The organism is Cytobacillus sp. (genome assembly GCF_032154635.1).
GTDB lineage: Bacteria > Bacillota > Bacilli > Bacillales > Cytobacillaceae > Cytobacillus.
In genome coordinates, this window is sequence record NZ_JALDXW010000034.1 from 17,568 (window position 1) to 39,015 (window position 21,448).

Sequence of the window (21,448 nt, forward strand, 5' to 3'; positions counted from 1 at the left end):
AGAAAACGAGGTGCTGGTTTATAACTAGCACCTCGTTTTCTCTGGAAACAGATTACAAAACTTTGTTTAAAAACTTTTGTGTTCGTTCATGCTGAGGATTAGAAAATAACTGGTCGGGATGACTTTCTTCTATTATATATCCATCTGCTAACATAATAACGCGATCAGCAACTTCCTTGGCAAAACCCATTTCATGTGTAACGATTACCATCGTCATTCCTTCGCTGGCCAATTCTTTCATTACTTGCAGTACTTCCCCGACAAGCTCTGGATCAAGTGCAGAGGTGGGTTCATCAAACAGCATGACCTTTGGCTCCATGGCTAACGCTCTTGCAATAGCTACTCGCTGCTTTTGTCCGCCAGATAATTGATCGGGATAAAAGTTTGCTTTATCCGCCAGCCCTACTTTTTGCAGCAGCCTTTGTGCTTTTTGTATTGCCTGTTCTTTTTTCTCCCGCTTTACATAGATTGGCGCTTCAATAATGTTTTCAAGAACCGTTTTATGGGGGAAGAGATTGAAATGCTGAAACACCATGCCTACTTTTTCCCGTACTTTATTTAAGTTTGTTTTAGCAGGATGGATTGATTCAAAATCGATAATTATTTCGCCGCTATTTGCTGTTTCAAGGAAGTTCAGGCAGCGAAGCAGCGTGCTTTTTCCTGAACCGCTTGAACCGATTAGGACAACAACCTCTTGCTGCTCAATCGTTAAGTCAATATTTTTTAATACTTGCAATGGACCAAAGGATTTTGATAAGTTTCTAATCTCAATCATGCAGGAACAGCCTCCTTCGGTTTGCTTACATCTAATTTCTTTTCGACTTTATTTGTAAGGAAGGTAAAGATTAATACGATGACTAAGTAATACAGACCGACAACAAAATAGGTTTCAAATGGCATATAATTTTCGCCTTGAACGGTTAATGCTGTGCTGTACAAGTCAGTGACAGAAATGTAGGCGACAAGTGATGAATCCTTTAAGCTAATTATGAATTGATTGCCTAATGGAGGAATGGCCCTTTTGAAAGCTTGAGGAAGGATAATCCTTCGCATAGCTAAAGATTTGGACATTCCGAGTGATTTGGCAGCTTCCAATTGTCCACGATCAATGGATTGAACAGCCCCTCTAATGATTTCAGCAATGTAGGCACCTGTATGGACCCCTAATGCGAGTGCACCAGCAGTAAAACTATCTAAAGTTACAAAATTAGCTATCCCATAGTACAAAAACATAATTTGCACGATTAATGGGGTCCCGCGAATGATGCCGATATACATATCAGCGATCCAGTTGAGAACTTTATTAGTTGAGATTTTAAATGATGCAAATAGAAGTCCAATCATCATTGCAAAGAGCAAGGAGATGGCAGTGATTGAGATCGTCATCCATGTAGCTTTCAAAAAAGCAGTGCCGTGTTCGCTTAGGATATCAATGATGTTCGTAAAAAGTGTCATTACTAGCTCTCTCCCTACTTGCTCATGATGTTTTCATTAAACCATTTCATACTGATTTTCTCGTATGTGCCGTCATCAATCATCGATTGAATCGCTTCATTTATTTTTTCTGCAAGTGCTGTATCCCCTTCTTGTACAGCTACACTTACACGGTCTTCATTCAGTAATTCACCGACTGCTTCAATTTTTAACCCTTTTTCATTTTTGGCATTCAAACCAACAATTTTATCGGTAATGACAGCATCGATACGGCCAGCTACTAAATCCTGAAGGGCGTTCACATCACCTGGATATCCTTTTACTTGATCAGATAACTCCTCTGCCATGTCCTTCCAAGTGGAAGCTTGGATCACACCGATTGTTTTTCCTGCTAAATCTTCTTTTGAACGGATTTCTTGATTTCCTTCTGCAACAAAGATTTGCGCGCCGGATAGGTAGTATGGTTCTGTAAAATCAACCTGTTTGTCCCGTTCAGGTGTAGCGGTCATACTTCCGATAATGGCGTCATATTTATCAGCTTTCAACCCTTGAATAATGGTTTCCCAAGGATTGGTCACTGGTTTTGGTTCTCGTCCTAATCGATTGGCAATTTCTGTTCCAATTTCAACGTCAAACCCTGTTAGTTTCCCATCCTTTTTAAAATTTAATGGAGGATATACACCACTCATGGCAAATGAAAAGGTTTCTTTAGTTGTGCTTTTGTCTGTTGTGCTTTCTGCGGCGTTATCTGTGCTTGAGTTCCCCTCGGTTCCACATGCAGCTAAAATCAGCACCAAAAATAACGTGCAAAAAATCATTAATTTTCTCATTGTCTTTTTCCTCCTATAAGTAAAGTGGTTAACTGCTTTTTGAAAATAAAAAAACACCGTTCAAAATGAATATGACGGTGTTTTCGACACCCTCATCGATCAGCCTTGAGTAAAGATAGCTCTCCGTAATCTTTTGGATTGCGGCAGTTCTGCCCCTATTCGAGAACAGCCCCAGCTTTCTGAAAACAGTGATTTCAGACGCTTCGGCGATTTATCCTTTCTCCTGTCTTCAAAGATTTCACTGAATCTCCAACAGGCTACTAATATAAATCGCGACCTCTACCCCATCTCAAAGCTTTGAAAGATGAGGATTTAATATGCAGTTTTTTGAATTAATATCCATTATAAATGGGTGTTTTTTATTTTGCAATACTATTTTAATATTTTTTTAAATTCATATTTAGGTCTTGACGAATATTTATTACTTGAGATACATTTTTACGAAAGACTTTGAAAAGGGGATATCAATTATGCTTCAATGCCGTGAAGAAGTACTATCATTGACGAAACATCTAGTCAATATTGAAAGCATTGTTAATACAGACGGAGAAAAGGCAATTGCCCATTCCTTATTTAAGCTGATTTCATCATTTCCATATTTTGCTGAGCATTCATCACATGTAAAGATGGTCCAGACCATTAACGATACGAATGAAAGATACAATGTGTTAGCCTTTGTTAAGGGAACAAAGGGTAAGAGCAATCGGACAATTATTTTGATGGGTCATATGGATACGGTTGGAATTGATGATTTTAACCAGTTGAAGGATTTTGCCTGTTCTCCAGATGAACTGATGGAGGCCTTAAAATCAGAAGACTTGCCTAGTTCTGCTAGAGATCATTTGCAATCGGGTGAATGGCTGTTTGGGCGTGGCATTCTTGACATGAAAAGCGGAGTAGCTAGTAATCTTTATCTGCTAAAATATTACTCCCAGCACCCTGAGATGCTAGATGGGAATATCGTTTTTCTAGCGGAATGTGATGAGGAGGATAGTTCCAACGGCGTGTTATCCGCTTTGAAAATGTTTCAGGAATGGAAAGAAGAACACGGATTTGATTATGTGGCGGCAATTAATGCTGATTTCGTGTCGCCAAGATATGAAGGAGATACGAACCGTTATATTTACAAAGGAACAGTAGGCAAGCTCTTGCCCTCTTTTTTCATAACGGGAGCAGAAACACATGTGGGTTCTTGTTTTGAGGGGTTGGATCCTAATTTCATTGCAGCCGAATTGACGAAGCAGATTGATTATAATCCGGATCTTTGCAATGAAGCAAATGGAGAAACGACCGTTCCTCCGGTATCGCTGAAGCAGATGGATTTAAAGCCATCGTATACTGTTCAAACGGCATTAGCTGCTTATGTTTATTATAATTTTTTTATCCATTCATGGACACCAAAGGATGTATTAATCAAGCTAAAAGAGCAAGCATCCATTGCATTTGGCCATGCATTATCCGCATTTGATGAGAGATATAAAAAGTATTGTGAACGCAGCGGGGAACCCTATAGAGATCTCCCTTGGCAGTCTAGAGTGTATACCTATGAGGAAATGGAGCAGCTGCTGATTACAGAAAATGGAGATGCTTATGTGAATCATATGGATGCTTTTAAAGAAGTACTTATGCAAGATCCAGAATTGGACACACGTATGTTTGCAGCAAGAGTAGTAGAGGAATCATGGAAGTGGATGGCAGACAAAAGTCCTGCTATTATCCTTTTCTATTCATCCTTATATTCACCAAGAATTGAATTAACAGGAAAAACTGAAAAAGAGCAAGCACTGATTCATGCGTTAGAGCAAGCGGTTGAACAAGTACAGCCTGAATATCCGCATCCGATTGTGACAAGAAACTTCTTTCCCTATATATCAGATATGAGCTTTGTTGCCTTAAGTGATGATGAAGAGGGAATCCGAGCTGTTTCTGATAATAATCCGGGATGGGGGACAAAGCATTATGTAGACTACAGTGATATTCGAAAATTAAATGTTCCAGTTATCAATATCGGACCTTATGGAGTGGACGCTCATAAAAAGCTAGAGCGAATGGAAATAACGTATTCATTAGATATCGTACCAAATATTACAAATCTCGTCATTCAAGGGCTTTTGAAGGGATAATAGATTGTTTGTAAGAAGAAAAAGGCGCAGCATTCTTGCTGCGCTTAAGCTATATAAAGATTGTTCTATATAGTTTAGGATATTACTTGGGTATGCTTTTCTCTTGAAAGCGATTACAGTAAGGGTAAAAGTATTTCTACTTTCGTTCCATTGGAAGAACTATCAATCTTTAAATTTCCTTTATGCTCCTCAATAATATTTTTACATATCATTAAGCCTAAGCCTGTTCCTTTTTCTTTCGTAGTAAAAAAAGGTTCGCCAATTTTGCTTAATAGGTGTTCAGGTATACCGCTGCCTTGATCAATAATCCGAATCATAATCGTATCGGAATGATGTTTGCGTATTTCGATTGTTATTCTCCCGCCCTTTTCCATCGCTTCGATAGAATTCTTTAGAAAGTTGATAAATACTTGTTTTAGTTGGTTTTCATTGCATTGGATGAGCGGTAAGTTTGGTTCAATGCTCTTGATTAATTCAATGCTATTTAAATTGGATTGTGTTTTTAATAGAGTAATGACATGATTGATAATGATTTCTATATTTTTTCGCTCATATTTGACTTGTTGTGGTCGTGCAAGTACTAATAGCTCATTAAGAATGGTTTCAATTCGATTGATCTCTGAACTGATGACATCAAAATACATCTTATTGCCTTTCAGATCCTTCTCCATCATTTGAAAAAAACCTTTAATGGCAGTTAGAGGATTTCTTACTTCATGCGCAATACCCGCGGCTAATTGACCTGCAATTGTAAGCTTTTCGGAGTTAATGATTAAATCCTGGGTTTGCTTTCGTTCGCTAATATCCCTCATAATAACATGAATCGCTGGCTGGTCTTGGTAAATGGTAGGGATTGTCTTCAACTCCACATCAATGACTTTTCCATCCATCCGAATAAAGCGTTTTTCAATAGGGCCAATTGAATCCTTATGCATATCACGCTGTTTTAAGCGATGGTGGTCATCGGGATGAACAAAGTCATATATGGGTCTGCCAACAATTTCATGCTTTCCCTTTAAACAAAGCATTTCAACGCCAGTTTGATTAATAAATAGACAACGTTCTTCTCGCAAAATAATCACACCATCAGGGGATTCCTCCACAATACGGTGGTATCTTTCTTCCCCTTCCCGGAGCTTTTCTTCTGTAAGCTTTCTGTTAGAAATATCCTGGATTTGACTAATGTAGTAAATCGGGTTTTGCTGGTCATCTCTTACTAAGGAAACGCTCATTAACGCCCATATTTCATAGCCTTTCTTATGTATGTAACGTCTTTCTGAATGGTAGGAATGCTCTTTTCCATCTAATAATAAACGAACAATATGTAAATCATTTACCGAGTCATCTGGATGAGTAATATCAAATATTTTTAGATTCAGCATTTCCTGTTCTTCATAGCCAAGGATGCAGCAAAGTGCTTGATTTACCTTTAATAGTTCCCCGCCATGAGCTGCTATTAATGCCATTCCAATAGCTGAATTCTCAAAAGCCTGAATAAATAATTGCGGATGATCTAAAGTAATCTTTCCCTGCATTCATATGTACCTCTCATTTGTTGTTTTATGGCAAACAATGTTTAATTAGACAAGGATATGACAGATAAGCTACTATTAATAAAAAATATGTCACCTATATGATAGCATTTTTTTTCAAATAGAAGTCAAAATTTTCAAAGTATACATATCGTTTTTAACGGTTATTTTCTTAAATTTATTTTTTAATAAGATGATTATGTCAATATTCTTCGTAAGGGGGAGGAACATGGCTCAAGGAAAGACAAATGCGATGCGCATTCTTGATTCAAAAAAGATTTCATATGAATTAATCACCTATGATAGTCAGGATGGAAAAATCGACGGGGTGTCAGTCGCAGAAAAAATTGATCGTGATCCGAAAACAGTTTATAAAACACTTGTTGCTTATGGAAACAGTAAACAGGTCTATGTATTTATCATACCAGTGGAGGATGAGCTAGATTTAAAAAAGGCTGCAAAAGCTGCTGGCGAAAAGAAGGTAGAAATGATCCCTGTTAAGGATATCCAGAAGCTAACAGGTTATATTCGTGGAGGTTGCTCGCCTGTTGGGATGAAAAAACAATATCCAGCATTTATTGCTATTCAAGCACTAAAACTGGATCGAATCATTGTCAGCGGAGGGAAAATCGGGCTGCAAATGGAAATGAATCCCCATGACTTAATTCAAGCCATTCAAGGAAAAGAAGCAGATCTTTGTAAAATTGTATAGTAACGTTTCTGTAGAGGGTGCCTGCAAGATTTGCGGCACTCTTTTTCTATGTGAAAAAATGGCCGGTCTGATTCATTGAGCAAGCCTTACTGTACGAAGTAAAACCTGTCAGGGAAATGGAGCTGACCGACATTTACATACTTGGTTGTGAGCAGATACTCATGAATGAAAATACAAAAGCTTGATAACGTGCTCGAAATGCGAGATAAACTAAAAAACTAGCCCGATAAAGTTGGCCTATGCGCCATCTAGAGTTCTATTTTAACTGGGCATTCACCCATGAGCCCTATCAAGCATATTGTAAAGGTGAAAACAAATTAGCTAAATAACGGGAAAGGACGTGTAAAAGTGGCTGGAAAGATAAAAAATTACTTTGCAGGCGGAAATACAGCCCGTGGTTTTTATAGCTTGTATGATTCGAATCTGCAAGGGCTCAATCGCATCTTTATTTTAAAGGGCGGTCCTGGGACAGGAAAATCCTCGCTGATGAAAGCAATTGGAACAGAATGGGCAGATAAGGGCTATGATATAGACTATCTTCATTGTTCTTCAGATAATGACTCCATTGACGGGGTATTGATACCAGAACTGAAAGTAGGCATCGTCGATGGAACAGCACCACATGTCATAGAGCCTAAGGCACCTGGTGCAATTGAGGAATATGTGAACCTTGGAGAGGCTTGGGATTCAAAGGTACTTGCTAATCAAAAGGAAAAAATTCTTCGAATTAGCATGGAGGTTAGCCGGTCGTTTGAAGCAGCATATCGTACTTTTGGAGAAGCATTAGAAATACATGACAGATGGGAAAAGATTTATTTTGAAAATATGGATTTTAGTGAGGCAGATCGGCTGACAAACAAGTTGATCGTTGAGTTCTATGGAAATATATATGTTAACAAGCAATCGGATGTGAGACACCGCTTCTTAGGCGCAGCTACACCAAAGGGAGCAGTGGATTTTATCCCTAATCTAACAGAGGATGTGCCGAAGCGCTATTTTGTTAAAGGCCGAGCGGGGACAGGAAAATCAACCATGCTGAAAAAGCTAGCTGCTGAGGCAATAAATAGGGGGTTGGACATTGAAATTTACCATTGTGGTTTCGATCCTCATAGCCTTGATATGCTAATCATTCGTGAAATGGGGTTAGCAATATTTGATAGCACGAGTCCACATGAATACTTCCCAAGCCGAGAAGGAGACGAAATAATCGATACGTATGAGGAAATTGTCAATCAGGGAACGGATGAAATTTTTGCAGAACAAATTCATGAGATAAGCAACCAGTATAAGGAGAAAATGAAAGAGGCAATCTCTTATTTGGCACAGGCAAAGGAACATCGTGATAACTTAGAAGCGATCTATATAGATGCAATGGACTTTTCAGTTGTTGACCAGCTAAAAGACGATATCCGCACAGAAATCGCCACCATGGTGCCAGGCACCGCTCGTGGACAAAATGAGTAGTTTTGTATTTACAGGGTGGACACTAAATATATATTTGAAATAAAAATAGAAACAGTCAAACACAAAAATAGGCTACTGGCATACATTAAATGGAATGCATGAAGAGAGGAGAATAAAATTAATGGATTATCGAAACTATCCTTATTCATTACCTAATAATGTAGGTCCTATAATGGATGACAGAATATTTCCTGGTGGAGGAGGTGGACCCCAAGGAGGAGGTGGATTCCCAGGCTTTCCTCCAAGCTTCCCGCCAGGCTTTCCGCCAGGGCAGGGTCAGCCGGGTCAACAGCAAGGAGGTGGCCAGCAGTTTGATGGACCGCCATCTTCACCCCCGCCATCCTTTACGCCACAATTGCAGCAGTCATCTTTCACTACATTTGCAGTAGACCCTGGAGCGATTAGAGGCTGTTTACGCCGTTTTACTTTCATCTGGCTAGAAAACGGACGAAGTTTTTGGTTCTACCCAACATTTGTAGGAAGAACTTCAGTAGCTGGCTGGCGCTGGAGACGTTTCCGCTGGGTATTTTATGGCACAGATCTAAACAGAATCCGTTCCTTCCAATGTGTATAAATAAAAAGACGGACTTCTAAAAATGAGTCCGTCTTTTTAAAATTAAAAAATAATATGCGCAGCTAATACAATGACAGGCAAAGTAATAATCGTTCTCTCTAAAAAGATAATAAACAGATCCTTTAAGGAGACAGGGATTTTTGAGCCTAATAAAAGTCCGCCAACCTCTGACATATAAATAAGCTGTGTGACAGATACAGCCGCAATAATAAAACGGGTTATTTCATTCTCAATAGATGCACCGATAACGGATGGAAGAAACATATCAGCAAACCCAACAATCAATGTCTCAGATGCTGCCTTTGCTTCTGGAACCTGCATCATTTCAAGTAATGGAATAAATGGAATTCCAAGAAACTTAAATATCGGTGTATACTCTGCAAGAATCAGTGCAATCGTACCAAGTGCCATAACGATGGGGGCTACACCCATCCACATATCAAGAATATTTTTAGATCCTTGCTCGAAGAATTTTTTAATGCTTTGGTTTTCTTTTGCTTTATCAACAGCTTGGACAACGCCCCAGCTAAACACGGTATACCCTTTAGGAACAGACTCATCCAATACCTTTTTTTGGTCACCGATGTACGTATCTGGTTTTCTAGAAAGTGGCGGGATTCTTGGGCAAATAATTGCTGCTACTAATCCAGCCAACGTCACAGTCAAATAAAAGGGTCCAAATAATCGTTCTAAGCCAACTTGAGATAGGACAACAAGGCTAAAGGTAATAGAAACTACGGAAAACGTTGTCCCAATTATCGCTGCCTCTTTCTTCGTATAATATCCTTCCTCATACTGCTTGCTCGTTAGCAAGACACCAATCGTTCCATCACCAAGCCATGAAGCCATACAATCGATAGATGACCTTCCTGGAAGCTTAAAAATTGGCCGCATCACCTTTGTTAGCATCGAGCCGAAAAATTCTAAAAGACCGAAGTTCAATAATAAAGGAAGAAACAAGCCTGCAAATAAAAATACAGAAAAAAGGACCGGAAGCAAATCATTGAGCAGCAAACCACCCGTGTTTTCTGACCAAATAAACTCAGGGCCAATCTTGAAAAATGTGACAATCACAAATATTGTCCCGAATATTCTTGCCCCAAACCAGACAGCAGGCACATTAAATAAACTATTGAAAAAAGGACGATTAATAATAAATGCCGGTTTGAAAAGCTTGGCAATAACTGTACCTAACAGCGTTAAAATAATAATGACTGTCATAATTGCTGGCAGATAGGTAGCAAGGCCATTTTGAATCCACCCTGAAAGAATAGCAATAGGAATGGTAATTTCATCGTTATATTTTAACGGAATGATAAATAGGCTAATCCCGATAAGGGAGGGAATAAGAAATTTCAATACATCTACAGTAGTTACTTTCTTTCTAGTTGTGTCAACCAAAACAATCACCTTTGCTAGTTATATTTATAAGACAGAATTTATTTTAATTCATATTCATAAAAATGCCAACCTTTTTTATGTAGCTTCCACTGTTTCCCTCTTTTTATTTATAGAAAATGTCATTCATGCCCAATGAGACTTAATTATGTTAAAATATCTAAAAAGTCAGATAAAGAGGGTGAAAAGGTGCCCAGATTTCATGTTTACTGGATCTTTACGAAAAAGGCTTTTCTTCGTTCAGCTGTGTATCGATTTGATGTTTGGTCGAGGTTAGGCTCTAATCTTATTTTCCTTCTGATGTGGGGTTCGATTTGGACGGCCCTTTATGCAGGAAGAGAGGAAGCAGGCGGCATCAGCTTTCAAGCTATGCTGACTTATATCGTAGTCAGCCAATTTTTGACAGGAGTGAATGGAGCGGGTACCCCTTTATGGGAAATTCAGGAGAAGGTTAGAACAGGTGACATCGCTTTAGAACTAATGAGGCCCTTCAATGTCCCGTTAAGGTACCTATTCGCTGATTTTGGCAGTGTCGCTTTCTATATCGTTACAGCGCTCATACCTATTTATGCCATGTTATTTATTTTTATGGATTTTACATTGCCAACAGACGTATTTACTTGGGCTGGTTTTATCTCCGCAGCGTTTATCGGTTTTTTAATCCGATACTGCATTGAAATGGCCTTTGGTCTGCTCTCTTTCTTTTTAGTGGAAACAGGGGGGATTGAGGATATTTTTTACTTTGCGATGTCTCTGCTCTCAGGCTCTGTTATTCCGCTTTGGTTTTTCCCTGAGTGGCTGGCAAAAATTGCTGTCTATTTGCCTTTCCAAGGAATCTATTACATACCCAATGCTATTTTTATCGGGGAAATTGCCGGAGGGGAAATCTTGCTCTCTCTTGGCTTGCAGATTTTTTGGGTGCTTATTTGCTATTTTCTATTAAGACTTGTTTGGAATAGAGCCTCACATAAAGTTGTTGTACAGGGAGGTTAACAGATGGCTGCAATTAAATATGTGAATCTCTACTTTAAGTTAGTTTCTGCAGGAGTTCGGGCACAAATGCAGTATCGGTTCGCTTTTATTATGCGGATTGTTGGTTTAATTACTGCCTATACGGGCACGGCCGTCACGATGTGGGTGATGCTCTATCAGTTTCAGGTGCTTGGTTCATGGAACTTTTTTGAAATGCTTTTTCTTTACGCGATTGCCATCCTCTCTTGGGGCTTTTGTGTCATTCTCTTTTTACATTTTCGCAGTCTTGATACTTATATTCTAAACGGAACATTCGACCGCTTTTTGGTCAGGCCGATTAATCCCTTTTTTCATTTCATGGCAATGAAGTTCGATATGGCCTCATTCGGGCAGTTTATTTTTAGTCTACTTATTTTTATTTGGGTGAGTCTTGAATTACATATTGAGTGGTCAAGCGGAAAAGTGCTGTTTCTGCTCGCTTCCATTATTGGAGGCATTCTCATTCAGGGTGGAATGCTCGTATTGATTTCGGCAATTGCCTTTTGGACAACGAAATCACAGCAGTTCTATTGGGTTGTTATGTATCCGGCAAGAAATTTAACAAACTATCCGTTAGTCATTTATCCGAAAATAGTGCAATGGATTGCCGCGTTTGTTGTCCCGTTTGGATTTGTAAACTATTTTCCTGCGGCAGTTATTTTGGAAAAAGGAACGCCGTTTTTCCCCGCAAGTATCGGTTATTTTTCCCCGCTGGTAGGTCTTGTATTCTTTATTATTGCCTATTGTGTTTGGATGCTCGGATTAAGCCGCTATAAGAGTACAGGCTCGTAGATTAGGAGGAAGTAAGAATGGCGATTATTGAAGTAGCGAATGTAAGAAAGGATTTTATGATTGCGAAAAGGGAAACAGGAATGATGGGCGCGTTAAAAAGCTTAATCAAGCGGGAATATGTAAAGAAGGAGGCAGTTAAGGATATTAGTTTTTCCATTAATGAAGGAGAGATTGTAGGCTATATTGGTCCAAATGGGGCAGGAAAATCAACAACCATAAAAATGCTGACCGGAATTCTCGTCCCTAGCTCTGGAAATGTCTTTGTTAATGGGCTTGTGCCATATGAAAATAGGCAGGAGAACGCGAAAAGCATTGGTGTCGTTTTTGGCCAGCGATCACAATTATGGTGGGATTTGCCAACGATTGAATCCTTTGATTTATTAAAAGAGATTTATCAAGTATCCAATCAGCGTTATAAGAAAAATATGGACACGTTTACAGAAATTCTCGGTTTGGATGAGTTTCTGAATACACCTGTAAGGCAATTGTCTCTTGGACAAAGGATGCGGGCTGATATCGCAGCTTCATTGCTGCATGATCCACCTATTCTATTTCTTGATGAGCCAACGATTGGTCTTGATGTAGTTGCAAAAGAAAAAATGCGGACCTTCATTAAAGAAATAAATCAAGAGCGCAAAATTACTGTTATCCTGACGACACATGATATGGAGGATATTGAAAGGCTTTGTGAGCGGATGATTCTGATTGATCATGGCATGAAGGTGTATGATGGGGAAATCGCGATGATAAAGGAGCGGTTTGGTAAAACCCGTACGTTAGTTGTTGATTTGGAAGAGTCCACACGTAGTTTGCAGCTTTTAGGTGGAGAAGTATGGAAAGAAGAAGGAAACCGCTATTGGATTAAGTTTAATCGTGATGAAGTATCCGCTTCTCAATTAATTGCTCAGATTACAAAGACTCATAGTGTGAAAGATTTAACGGTGGAAGAACCTGCAATCGAATCGATTATTAGCCGTATCTATCAGGAGGGGTATCAACCGCTAAAGGCCTAAGGGGGAGATGATCTCTTCCTTAAGCCTTTTGATAAGAGCGTGGCAATGTAATGAGCTTTTTATGTTGGATTAGACTGTGTATCCCCTAATTTTGCTGCATAATCGATTAAAAAGTGAAGGGCCATGAGTGGGAAAATCGAACCTAATCCAATATATATGATGGAAAAGAGTACACCAATGAGTGTTGTTCTGAGAACACCTAAGGCACCTTGATACGAATGGGCTAACCCAAATAGCAGCGAAGAAAGCAGGATAACAAGCCAAATGGATACATTTGGTGACAAATAGGCGATTGCAAAAAGCAGAAATCCTCTATAAATAATCTCTTCAGTCACACCAGCAGTAAATGAAACGTAATTCCACAGCTTTTTTTCCTTCTTAGTGACTGGCAATATAGCTGAAAAACTAACTTTTGCAGACTGTTGTTTCTTTGCATTTGTTAGCTGGTTTTTGATTTTTTCACTGAAATGATAGCCAATCGAATAGTATAGGATGAGCAATAAATAAAGTAAAGCTAGGCTTAATCCTGTATAGGTAACGGTTGAACCAAGAATGAGCGGATGAATGGCTGGTATTGTTAATCCGATGTCTCTTAAAGTAAGATCAGTAAAAAGGAGTAGAATAAGAATAAAAATAGTCGGAATCCATAACCCAACAATCGTATGGATATAGTATTTTTCTCTTTCATTTTCATCTATTTTCACTTTCTCTTTAAATCTCTGAAAACTAAAGTAACCAAAAAGGGGTTCATAAAGCAATAAGAAAGCAATTAAGATCCAAAAGCTTATCTCCACATCGTGCACCTACCTTCCTTACAGCTGTGTTTATGATTTTTGGGATAAACCCGATCACAATTATATTTCCAAGACCTCCCCTTTAAGCTGCTGCTCTGCCAGTCTCTTATACAAGGCATGTGATTCAAGCAATTTATGATGTGAGCCTATACCTGTAATACATCCGTCCTCGATTACAACAATTTGGTCAGCTTCAACAATAGTTGATAAGCGATGAGCGATTACAAGAGCGGTCCTTCCAGTCATTAATTGCTGCAGTGCCTGTTGAACGAGATGTTCGGAGGCGCTGTCAAGATTGGAGGTGGCCTCATCAAGAAGGAGGATTTTTGGGTTTCGAATTAAAGCCCTAGCGATAGCAATTCTTTGCCGCTGACCGCCAGAAAGCTTCATTCCTCTCTCTCCAACTTCCGTTTCAAATCCTTTCGGCAGACGCTCGATGAATTCTGCTGCGTTGGCAAGCTCGGCTGCTCGCTGGATTTCTTCATCGGACACTTGATTTTCGATTCCATAACAAATATTTTCTCTTATTGTTCCTGACATGAGTGGACTTTCCTGTGAAACATAGCCGATTTGGCTTCTCCACGAGTAGAGATTAAAGTCATGTATATTCGTTTCGCCAAGGAGGATTTCTCCTGACCCAGGCTTGTAAAACCGCTCAAGCAGTGCAAATAAAGTAGTTTTGCCGCTCCCGCTTGGTCCGACAAAAGCAGTTGTTTTTCCAGCTGGAACAGTCAAGCTCATATTTTTAATGATTGGATTTTCCTTATAGGCGAATGAAAGGTTATGAAAAGTAAGGTCCTGTGCTGAATTTTCAACAGCAAGGGTTTGTTGCGCTGTTTCTTTTTCAACGCCAAGAATCTCTTGGATTCGTTCCGTTGCCCCAACAGCTTTTTGAAAAGCGGTAAAAAAGGAGGCCATCTGTGTGAAAGGAACGACTATTTGAAACATGTAGATTATAATCGCTACAAGGGAGCCTGCTGATAAGGCACCTGATGCTACTTGAACGCCGCCATAACCGATTAAAATGACGAGCACGAGCATCATAATAAACGTCATAAAAGGTGAGATGACAGCTTGAATTTTGGCCTCTCTAAGACCGAACTGGAACAGATGCTGGATGCCTTTATATCCCTTTCGTTTCTCTGTGTTCTCTGCATGGTAGGCTTTCACAAGACGTATATCTGATAAAACGCGCCCCAGGTTTCCTGAGAAGTCAGCCATTTCATCTTGTGTAGACTTTGAAATTTTATATACCTTTTGTCCAAGTGGCATGATGATGGCGATTGAAATAGGCACGGAGATAATCATAATGAGCGTCATTTTCCAATCAATTAGAAGGAGAATAATAATGGAACCAATAATGGAAATGAGCCCAGTTAAAAAAGTGATTAAATGCTGCGTGATTAGATTTTTAACAATGTTCGTGTCCTGTGTTACCCTGCTCATCGTTTCACCCGATTGATGCTGGTCGAAAAATGGAATCGGAAGAGTTAACACTTGTTCCCATAGCCGTTTTCTTATGGATGCAACCACCGCCTCACCAATATAAGTCATAAAATAGAAGGAAAATCCAGAAGAAACCGTTTGGATAATAAAAGCAGAAGCCAGAAGGATAATTAAAGAGGCTTCAAGTGCCGACACCGCCAGCTGATCCACAAGAGACTTTGTAAAGAGCGGGACAATTAGACCTGCTCCGGTCTCGATCAAGCTTAAAAAAATGGCGAGAAAAAAGATCCATTTTGGAGGATTCGCTTCTTTTAATAATTGCCAGAATGCTTTCCAGTTGGTGGAGGTTATCTCTTTATTTGCTCGTTTCGTCTCCATTAAATACCACACCCTTCCTTTTTAAATAAATTTCCATTGCTTTCCCAAGCCATTCTTCTTCTTCAGGTGTAAATGGAGAGGGGAATAATACAGGGTCATCCTCGATTTCGACCTGACTATCCAGCAAGTCTTGAATCAGCTCTAATGATCCTCCTAATACATCTTCCGCAATGTCCATATATTGCTGAATCAGCCCTTGTACTTCATCACTTTCGGGATTTTTACCAACCGCTTCTTTCATTTTAGTTAAAAGAATAGCGGTCCTTGTATTTAGCTCCTGTTGTTTTTCCTCTGATAGATCGTATAATCCCTCAACTGTACTCTCAGGGATCAGTCCCTTCAGCCATTCTTTATGCTCATCCTCCATTTGGATATTATTAATTAATGAAATAAAGATGGAGGAGTTAATCGTTCCTTGATCCTCCATGATATGAAGAGCGTGGTCCAAAGCGCGGATGACACGTTCAATATGCTCTTTTCTTTGCACCATCTCTTGTTTTTGAAACGCAAGGGAATCCTTTAAATCCCAATCCTTTAAATGGAGGAACTCACTAATTTTTTCTAAGGAATAGCCTAAAAATTTCAGTGCTACAATTTTTTGCAGTTGAATGATGTCATTATTAGAGTAATATCTCCTTCCTGAAGGAGAGACTAATGTTGGTTTAAGCAAATGAATTTCATCATAATAACGAAGAGCGCGGATCGTCGTTCCGGTTTTTTTTGCAAACTCACCAATCGAATATTTTTCATCCATGATGATGCCTCCAATCTTCTTTCTACTATTATCATAAAACCTAACGTAACGGGAGAAGCAAGAAGAAATTTACAATTCGGTTATGATTATTTTCAGAAAAGTGTTATAATAAAGAAAAGGGAGTGATGTTTATGTGGTTTTTAGTCATTCTTTGTGTTTCTTTGCTTGGCATCGGGTTTCTTGTAGACTGGTGGTATAAAAAGCACGGAATAAGGAATGTTGATCCTGAAGAAAATGCAAGGCATGTTTCAGAATCTGAGAGAGCCTACATCGAATCCCATATGGATAATATTAAAAACGACATTAATCATGGGCCGTTATAATTTAAAGGGCGTGACTGCTACAAGCGGTGATGCCTTTTTCTTATTAGAAATGAATGTTTTATATCGTTTCTAGCTACAATGAATGAATATGAGGAAAAAGGGGTTAGTAGTTGATGCTGCACGTATTAGTCGATTTATTTGAGCGCCATCGAGATCAGGAAAAGGCGATTCCCATGCAAAATTATATGAAAAATCATTTTCCGTTTCTCGGTATAAAAACACCAGAAAGAAGATGGTTAATAAAACAATTTTTTAAAGAAAGTGGGATTTTAAAGAAAGACTTTCAGGAAGACTTTGTCCGGTCCCTTTGGAAAATGAAAGAAAGAGAGTATCAAAATGCTGCGCTCGATTATATCGTTAATTCATTGAAGAAGCTGGAAAAACACCATCTCCCTTTATTGGAAGAGCTAATTACCACTAAGTCCTGGTGGGATACGGTAGATGTTCTTGCCTCCAAACCTGTTGGGGCCATTGCTTCCGAACATCCGGAGGTGATTGCAGAAAGGATAGACGATTGGGCTTATGGTGATCATTTATGGCTGCGCCGCTCTGCTATCCTCTTTCAGCTCAAATATAAAGCACGTACAGATGAAGAGCTGTTATACCGCTATATTGTTCAAAATAAAGAAAGCAAGGAGTTCTTTATCCAAAAAGCGATTGGCTGGGCACTGCGGGAATACTCAAAAACGAATCCCGCATCAGTGAAAGCCTTTATTGAATCAGCAGCCTTGCCTAATTTAAGTGTCAGGGAAGGAAGTAAATATATTTAGATTTAATATTTTTAACAAATGTTGTTATTGAGTCAATTGTATAAATGAATAGAGATGACAAAAAAGTTTGGTTGATTGGAGCAGAAGATGCGAGACTCCTGCGGGAAGTGTGGGGCAGGTGAGACCCACAGGCACGTATGTGCCGAGGAGGCCATCGCCACCCCGCGGAAAGCGAGCATCCTGGAGCGCAAATCAACCTCCGCTATTATGTATTAATTAGCGAGTTGTATTTGTAAATTAAACTCTATTTTTATATGTGGAATACATTTAAAAGAAAAAAGGTGAAAACATGATTAAGTTGATTGCGATTGACATGGATGGAACATTATTAACAGCTGCTCAGCAAATTACGAATGAAAACATGAAAGCGATTCGAATGGCACAATCGCAAGGAGTAGTGATCGTCATTGCCACAGGAAGATCGTATACAGAAGCAAGCTTTGTCTTAGATGCAGCAGGTATAACATGCCCGATGATCTGTGTAAACGGAGCGGAAATTCGATCCGTACATAAAGACATTATTTCAACTAATGCATTAGGGAAATCCACTGTTAAAAAGATTGCAGCCATTCTTGACAGGAATAAGCTTTATTTTGAGGTATATACAAATAAAGGAACGTTTACAACGGACGAGGATAAGGCAGTTTCGATAATGGTTGACATTTATATGAGTGCAAACCCGGAGGCAAATGTCAAGGAAGTAAAGAAAGTGGCAGAGAAGAGAGTTACTAAAGGGCTTGTGCATAAAGTGGAAAGCTATGATCAGCTTTTTAATAATGATGAATATCGTATCTATAAATTACTAGCTTTCTCTTTTAATCAAGATTTATTATTTGAAGCAAAGAATGAGCTAGTAAAGGTAGAAGGCTTAGCGGTCTCTTCATCTGGAAAGGAAAACCTGGAGCTGACAAGCGTATACGCTCAAAAAGGAATAGCACTAAAAAAGTTTGCCCAAGAAAATGGGATTGATATGAAAGACACGATGGCTATTGGGGATAATTACAATGATCTGTCTATGTTCAAACTGGCAGGCGTATCCGTTGCCATGGGAAATGCAGATGAGGTGATTAAGGCACAGTGTGACAAAGTTACATTAACAAATGAGGAAAGTGGAGTAGCTAAAGCAATTTGGGATGCTTTAGAAGGAGTCATTTGATGAAGCGTGTATTATCAGGACTGATCATTTTATTTGCTGTCGCTAGTGCAGGCTGCTCAAAAACAGAGGAGAGGGGCCTAGAAGAGGATCAAGAAGCAAGTCTTCCTTATAAGGAAGCGGAAGTGCTGGCAGATGAGCTGCAAATTCCTTGGTCGATTGATCAAAGTGAAGGCATCTTCTATTTGTCTGAAAGACCAGGACGGATTGTGAAGATAGAATACGGCAGAACGGAACGCCAGAAGGTTGTTCTTGAGCAGCCATTAGCTACTGCTGCAGAAGCAGGATTGCTAGGCTTTGTTTTATCACCTGATTTTTCCAAAACAAAAGAAGCCTTTGCTTATTATACATATACGGATGGATCAGGTCAGTATAATCGTATTATTTTTTTAAAGCTAGACAATGGAGTTTGGATGGAAGCCGGTCTTCTACTAGACCGAATACCAAGCGGTCAGTTTCATCACGGGGGGAGACTTGAGATCGGACCCGATGACAAGCTTTATGACACAACTGGTGATGCATCCTATAAGCCAGAGATTGCACAGGATATCCATTCTCTGGGCGGAAAAATTTTGAGAATGAACCTTGATGGATCAATTCCAGAGGACAATCCTATAAAGGATTCATATGTGTATACATATGGCCATCGAAATCCGCAAGGTCTGGCATGGGCAGAAGATGGCGTATTATATGAAAGTGAGCACGGGCCCTCAGCAAATGATGAAGTGAATCTAATTCATCCCGGACATAATTACGGCTGGCCGATTATCGTAGGAAAAGAGAGCAAGGAGGGAATGGAACCTCCCTTATTTACCTCAGGGGACAGCACGACATGGGCACCTTCAGGCATGGCATTTTTTGAAGGAAAGCTATACGTTGCTGCTCTAAGGGGTAATGCCGTGTTAGAGTTTGATTTAACATCGAAGAAGATGAGGGAAGTGATTACAGGTCTCGGCAGGATTCGAGATGTGTATATTAAGGATGAATTCCTTTATTTTATCAGCAATAATACGGATGGACGCGGCACTCCGCTCGCGAAGGATGACAAGCTTTATCGTGTTCCGCTAGCTGACCTTTAAGAAAATGCCTCGTTTTTTCTTGTTCCGCAATAGGGACTCTTTGCAAAATTTCAAAGGCGAATGTGAAATGTTGTACTGCTATTAACGGTGCAGCTATTGAATTGAGCTAAAGTAATCTGCTGCCATTTTTGGTGGCTTTTTTATTGTTAGAAAATTTTTAATAGAAAAACTGTAAGTTGGAACTCAAAAATCCGTCCTATTACAAAAGGGGGGAAAGCGATGGATGCCGGCCGGCAAATGGAACAATGGTTTCATGAATACGAGAAGGATATTACCAATTATTTGGTGTATTACACAGGATCCAAAGATGTAGAGGATCTTGTACAGGAAACATTTTTAAAGGCTTTTCAGTCCTTCGTGCACTTTAAGTTTGAATCTAACCCAAAGACATGGCTCATCAGTATTGCACGTCATGCAGCAATTGATTTTTATAGAAAAAGAAGTGTTTGGCATAATCTTAAGGAAAAGCTGTTGCGGCAAAATTTAGAAAGAGAATTATCTATCACGGAAGAAATTATTATCCAAAAGGCCGAATCTGCTCGATTATTAGAGGCTATCCATGCATTGAGAAAGAATTACCGCGATGTGGTCCTTCTAAGAGGAATGGCTGATTTGTCTCCTGAGGAGACAGCCCAAGTATTAGGATGGACCGAAAATAAAGTAAATGTCACTTTTCACCGTGCAGTAAAAAAGCTAAATCTGCTTTTAAAGGAGGATGAACAAGTTGACCCATCTTTCAGATAAAGAGCTACTTAAGAAACTGAAGGAACTCCCTGCCTATGAACTAAATGGAGAGCAAAAAGCTAGAATCATTAAGAGTATACGGGATCAAAAGACGCCTAGAGGAAGATTTGGCTTTTCTTTTCAGCGGGTTGGTGTGTTAGGGGCTCTTTTAGCGGTATTGATTATTGTACCTGTTTTATTTTTAGAGAATATGAATCTGACTGAAACGAATTCCTCTGCAGGTGTTGGGAGAGCAGAGATTGGGGAATATTTTGCTCTGTTTGATGAAGCTGGGAAGCCCATTTATCGAGATTCAAACTATGGGATACCTGGAAAAGTGAGTTTATCACTCCCGATTGAATTGGTTGCAGAAGATGATAGAGGTGTAGCAAAAATAATGGTGCATCTTTGGGGCAATCCGGATGAACTTGTTAATCAGGATATGAAAATAGAAGGTGTGCATGTTGACAGCGGTCTTACTCAGGAAATGGCATCTTTCAAATTAAGTAAAGGCCTGTATGATTCTGATGCACACTCCTTAACAAGTTTTAAGCCTTTTGAAAAGCATGGTTATTGGAACTTGAAGTTCATGTTTGGGGAAGAAACCTTTGAAGAATTCTCCGTCTATGTGAAGGAACCTTATGTGAAGATCGGTGAGGTGACACTAATGATTTCGAAGGAGGATTTGGTGGCAGGGACTTTTGAGGATGTGAACCTTGAAGTGGAGGGAGAACATCTGCCTGAAGAAGTAAAGCTTAGACTGTATAGCCTAGAAGATGGTACATCAGAAGTATTCATATTTTCTGATAAAATGGATTTTATAAAAGCCTCAACGGCAAAAAAAGTAAGTATGTATACAGGCGACATCGTTTTAAAGAAAAGCGGCAACTATCGAATAACCGTTCTAAATCAAACAGAGCCGGTTGAGGTAAGGAAATCGAGGCCTTCTGAAAATCAATAAATGAGGATAAGGCTGATAAGAATAAAAGACCTATACGCTAATATTGTTCAGCATGGATATTCAAGAACGATTTTTCATAAAGGGCACAATTCAGCAACAACAGCCCCATCATTGCAGATGAGGCTGTTGTTTTATGAAATAAAGAAACTGTCCGCGTAGCGTATACAAACATAATCATTTTGTC

Annotated in this window: 21 protein-coding genes and 1 riboswitch; of the genes, 13 read left to right on the forward strand and 8 right to left on the reverse strand. The window is 39.4% G+C overall.

Annotation, left to right across the window (positions count from 1 at the left end; genetic code table 11):
• Positions 1-52: 52 nt before the first annotated feature.
• From RUH74_RS19070 to RUH74_RS19080, 3 genes are read right to left on the reverse strand one after another with little or no spacing between them, the layout of a single operon-like run.
• Positions 53-775 carry an amino acid ABC transporter ATP-binding protein gene (locus RUH74_RS19070; RefSeq protein WP_313802887.1) on the reverse strand — a complete coding sequence of 241 codons (723 nt, stop codon included), beginning with the start codon at positions 773-775 and terminating at the stop codon, positions 53-55.
• Positions 772-1,455 (reverse strand): amino acid ABC transporter permease, encoded by a 684-nt coding sequence (locus tag RUH74_RS19075; protein WP_313802889.1) that lies wholly within the window; start codon positions 1,453-1,455, stop codon positions 772-774. The genes RUH74_RS19070 and RUH74_RS19075 overlap by 4 nt, the downstream gene beginning before the upstream one ends.
• A 14-nt stretch (positions 1,456-1,469) precedes the next feature.
• A complete protein-coding gene (locus RUH74_RS19080; protein WP_313802891.1) occupies positions 1,470-2,264 on the reverse strand; it encodes a transporter substrate-binding domain-containing protein in 795 nt (264 codons plus the stop codon).
• Between the two features lie 108 nt (positions 2,265-2,372).
• Positions 2,373-2,554, reverse strand: a riboswitch (Lysine riboswitch).
• A 180-nt stretch (positions 2,555-2,734) separates the two neighbouring features.
• Here RUH74_RS19080 and RUH74_RS19085 point away from each other — a divergent pair.
• Complete coding sequence (locus RUH74_RS19085) at positions 2,735-4,387, forward strand: M20/M25/M40 family metallo-hydrolase (protein ID WP_313802893.1); 1,653 nt, start codon at positions 2,735-2,737, stop codon at positions 4,385-4,387.
• Positions 4,388-4,500: 113 nt separating this feature from the next.
• Here the strand turns inward: RUH74_RS19085 and RUH74_RS19090 are convergent, their stop codons facing one another.
• Positions 4,501-5,922, reverse strand: a complete 1,422-nt coding sequence (locus RUH74_RS19090) for a PAS domain-containing sensor histidine kinase (RefSeq protein WP_313802895.1) — start codon at positions 5,920-5,922, stop codon at positions 4,501-4,503.
• Between the two features lie 226 nt (positions 5,923-6,148).
• On the opposite strand from RUH74_RS19090, the gene ybaK reads away from it, so the two are divergent.
• From ybaK to RUH74_RS19105, 3 genes are all read left to right on the forward strand, one after another.
• Entirely contained in the window at positions 6,149-6,631 is a 483-nt protein-coding gene (gene ybaK, locus RUH74_RS19095; protein ID WP_313802897.1) for a Cys-tRNA(Pro) deacylase, read from the forward strand.
• A 348-nt stretch (positions 6,632-6,979) separates the two neighbouring features.
• Entirely contained in the window at positions 6,980-8,095 is a 1,116-nt protein-coding gene (locus RUH74_RS19100) for a PRK06851 family protein (protein ID WP_313802899.1), read from the forward strand.
• 121 nt (positions 8,096-8,216) lie between these two features.
• Complete coding sequence (locus RUH74_RS19105; protein ID WP_396230106.1) at positions 8,217-8,669, forward strand: hypothetical protein; 453 nt, start codon at positions 8,217-8,219, stop codon at positions 8,667-8,669.
• Between the two features lie 42 nt (positions 8,670-8,711).
• On the opposite strand, the gene RUH74_RS19110 is transcribed toward RUH74_RS19105, so the two are convergent.
• On the reverse strand, positions 8,712-10,070 hold the full coding sequence (locus RUH74_RS19110) for a YjiH family protein (RefSeq protein WP_313802901.1): 1,359 nt from the start codon (positions 10,068-10,070) through the stop codon (positions 8,712-8,714).
• 186 nt (positions 10,071-10,256) lie between these two features.
• Here RUH74_RS19110 and RUH74_RS19115 point away from each other — a divergent pair, with 186 nt between their 5' ends.
• Genes RUH74_RS19115 through RUH74_RS19125 form a run of 3 tightly spaced genes read left to right on the forward strand, consistent with a single transcriptional unit; the run spans position 10,257 to position 12,883 of the window.
• Positions 10,257-11,060: an ABC transporter permease gene (locus RUH74_RS19115; RefSeq protein ID WP_313802903.1), complete on the forward strand. Its 804-nt coding sequence runs from the start codon at positions 10,257-10,259 to the stop codon at positions 11,058-11,060.
• Between the two features lie 3 nt (positions 11,061-11,063).
• Positions 11,064-11,870 carry an ABC transporter permease gene (locus RUH74_RS19120; protein WP_313802905.1) on the forward strand — a complete coding sequence of 269 codons (807 nt, stop codon included), beginning with the start codon at positions 11,064-11,066 and terminating at the stop codon, positions 11,868-11,870.
• Between the two features lie 17 nt (positions 11,871-11,887).
• A complete protein-coding gene (locus RUH74_RS19125) occupies positions 11,888-12,883 on the forward strand; it encodes an ABC transporter ATP-binding protein (RefSeq protein ID WP_313802907.1) in 996 nt (331 codons plus the stop codon).
• A 59-nt stretch (positions 12,884-12,942) separates the two neighbouring features.
• Here the strand turns inward: RUH74_RS19125 and RUH74_RS19130 are convergent, their stop codons facing one another.
• From RUH74_RS19130 to RUH74_RS19140, 3 genes are read right to left on the reverse strand one after another with little or no spacing between them, the layout of a single operon-like run.
• A complete protein-coding gene (locus tag RUH74_RS19130; RefSeq protein WP_313802909.1) occupies positions 12,943-13,677 on the reverse strand; it encodes a CPBP family intramembrane glutamic endopeptidase in 735 nt (244 codons plus the stop codon).
• A gap of 60 nt (positions 13,678-13,737) precedes the next feature.
• Positions 13,738-15,501, reverse strand: coding sequence for an ABC transporter ATP-binding protein (locus RUH74_RS19135; RefSeq protein WP_313802911.1), 1,764 nt, complete (start codon positions 15,499-15,501; stop codon positions 13,738-13,740).
• Positions 15,479-16,255, reverse strand: a complete 777-nt coding sequence (locus RUH74_RS19140) for a MerR family transcriptional regulator (RefSeq protein WP_313802913.1) — start codon at positions 16,253-16,255, stop codon at positions 15,479-15,481. Before RUH74_RS19140 ends, RUH74_RS19135 begins: the two co-directional genes overlap by 23 nt.
• A 131-nt stretch (positions 16,256-16,386) precedes the next feature.
• On the opposite strand from RUH74_RS19140, the gene RUH74_RS19145 reads away from it, so the two are divergent.
• From RUH74_RS19145 to RUH74_RS19170, 6 genes are all read left to right on the forward strand, one after another.
• Positions 16,387-16,578 carry a hypothetical protein gene (locus tag RUH74_RS19145; RefSeq protein WP_313802915.1) on the forward strand — a complete coding sequence of 64 codons (192 nt, stop codon included), beginning with the start codon at positions 16,387-16,389 and terminating at the stop codon, positions 16,576-16,578.
• A gap of 113 nt (positions 16,579-16,691) precedes the next feature.
• Positions 16,692-17,348: a DNA alkylation repair protein gene (locus RUH74_RS19150; RefSeq protein ID WP_313802917.1), complete on the forward strand. Its 657-nt coding sequence runs from the start codon at positions 16,692-16,694 to the stop codon at positions 17,346-17,348.
• 289 nt (positions 17,349-17,637) lie between these two features.
• Positions 17,638-18,504 carry a Cof-type HAD-IIB family hydrolase gene (locus RUH74_RS19155; protein ID WP_313802919.1) on the forward strand — a complete coding sequence of 289 codons (867 nt, stop codon included), beginning with the start codon at positions 17,638-17,640 and terminating at the stop codon, positions 18,502-18,504.
• Entirely contained in the window at positions 18,504-19,580 is a 1,077-nt protein-coding gene (locus RUH74_RS19160; protein WP_313802921.1) for a PQQ-dependent sugar dehydrogenase, read from the forward strand. Before RUH74_RS19155 ends, RUH74_RS19160 begins: the two co-directional genes overlap by 1 nt.
• A 219-nt stretch (positions 19,581-19,799) precedes the next feature.
• A complete protein-coding gene (locus RUH74_RS19165) occupies positions 19,800-20,324 on the forward strand; it encodes an RNA polymerase sigma factor (RefSeq protein WP_313802923.1) in 525 nt (174 codons plus the stop codon).
• Complete coding sequence (locus RUH74_RS19170; RefSeq protein WP_313802926.1) at positions 20,296-21,264, forward strand: hypothetical protein; 969 nt, start codon at positions 20,296-20,298, stop codon at positions 21,262-21,264. The genes RUH74_RS19165 and RUH74_RS19170 overlap by 29 nt, the downstream gene beginning before the upstream one ends.
• Positions 21,265-21,448: the final 184 nt, after the last annotated feature.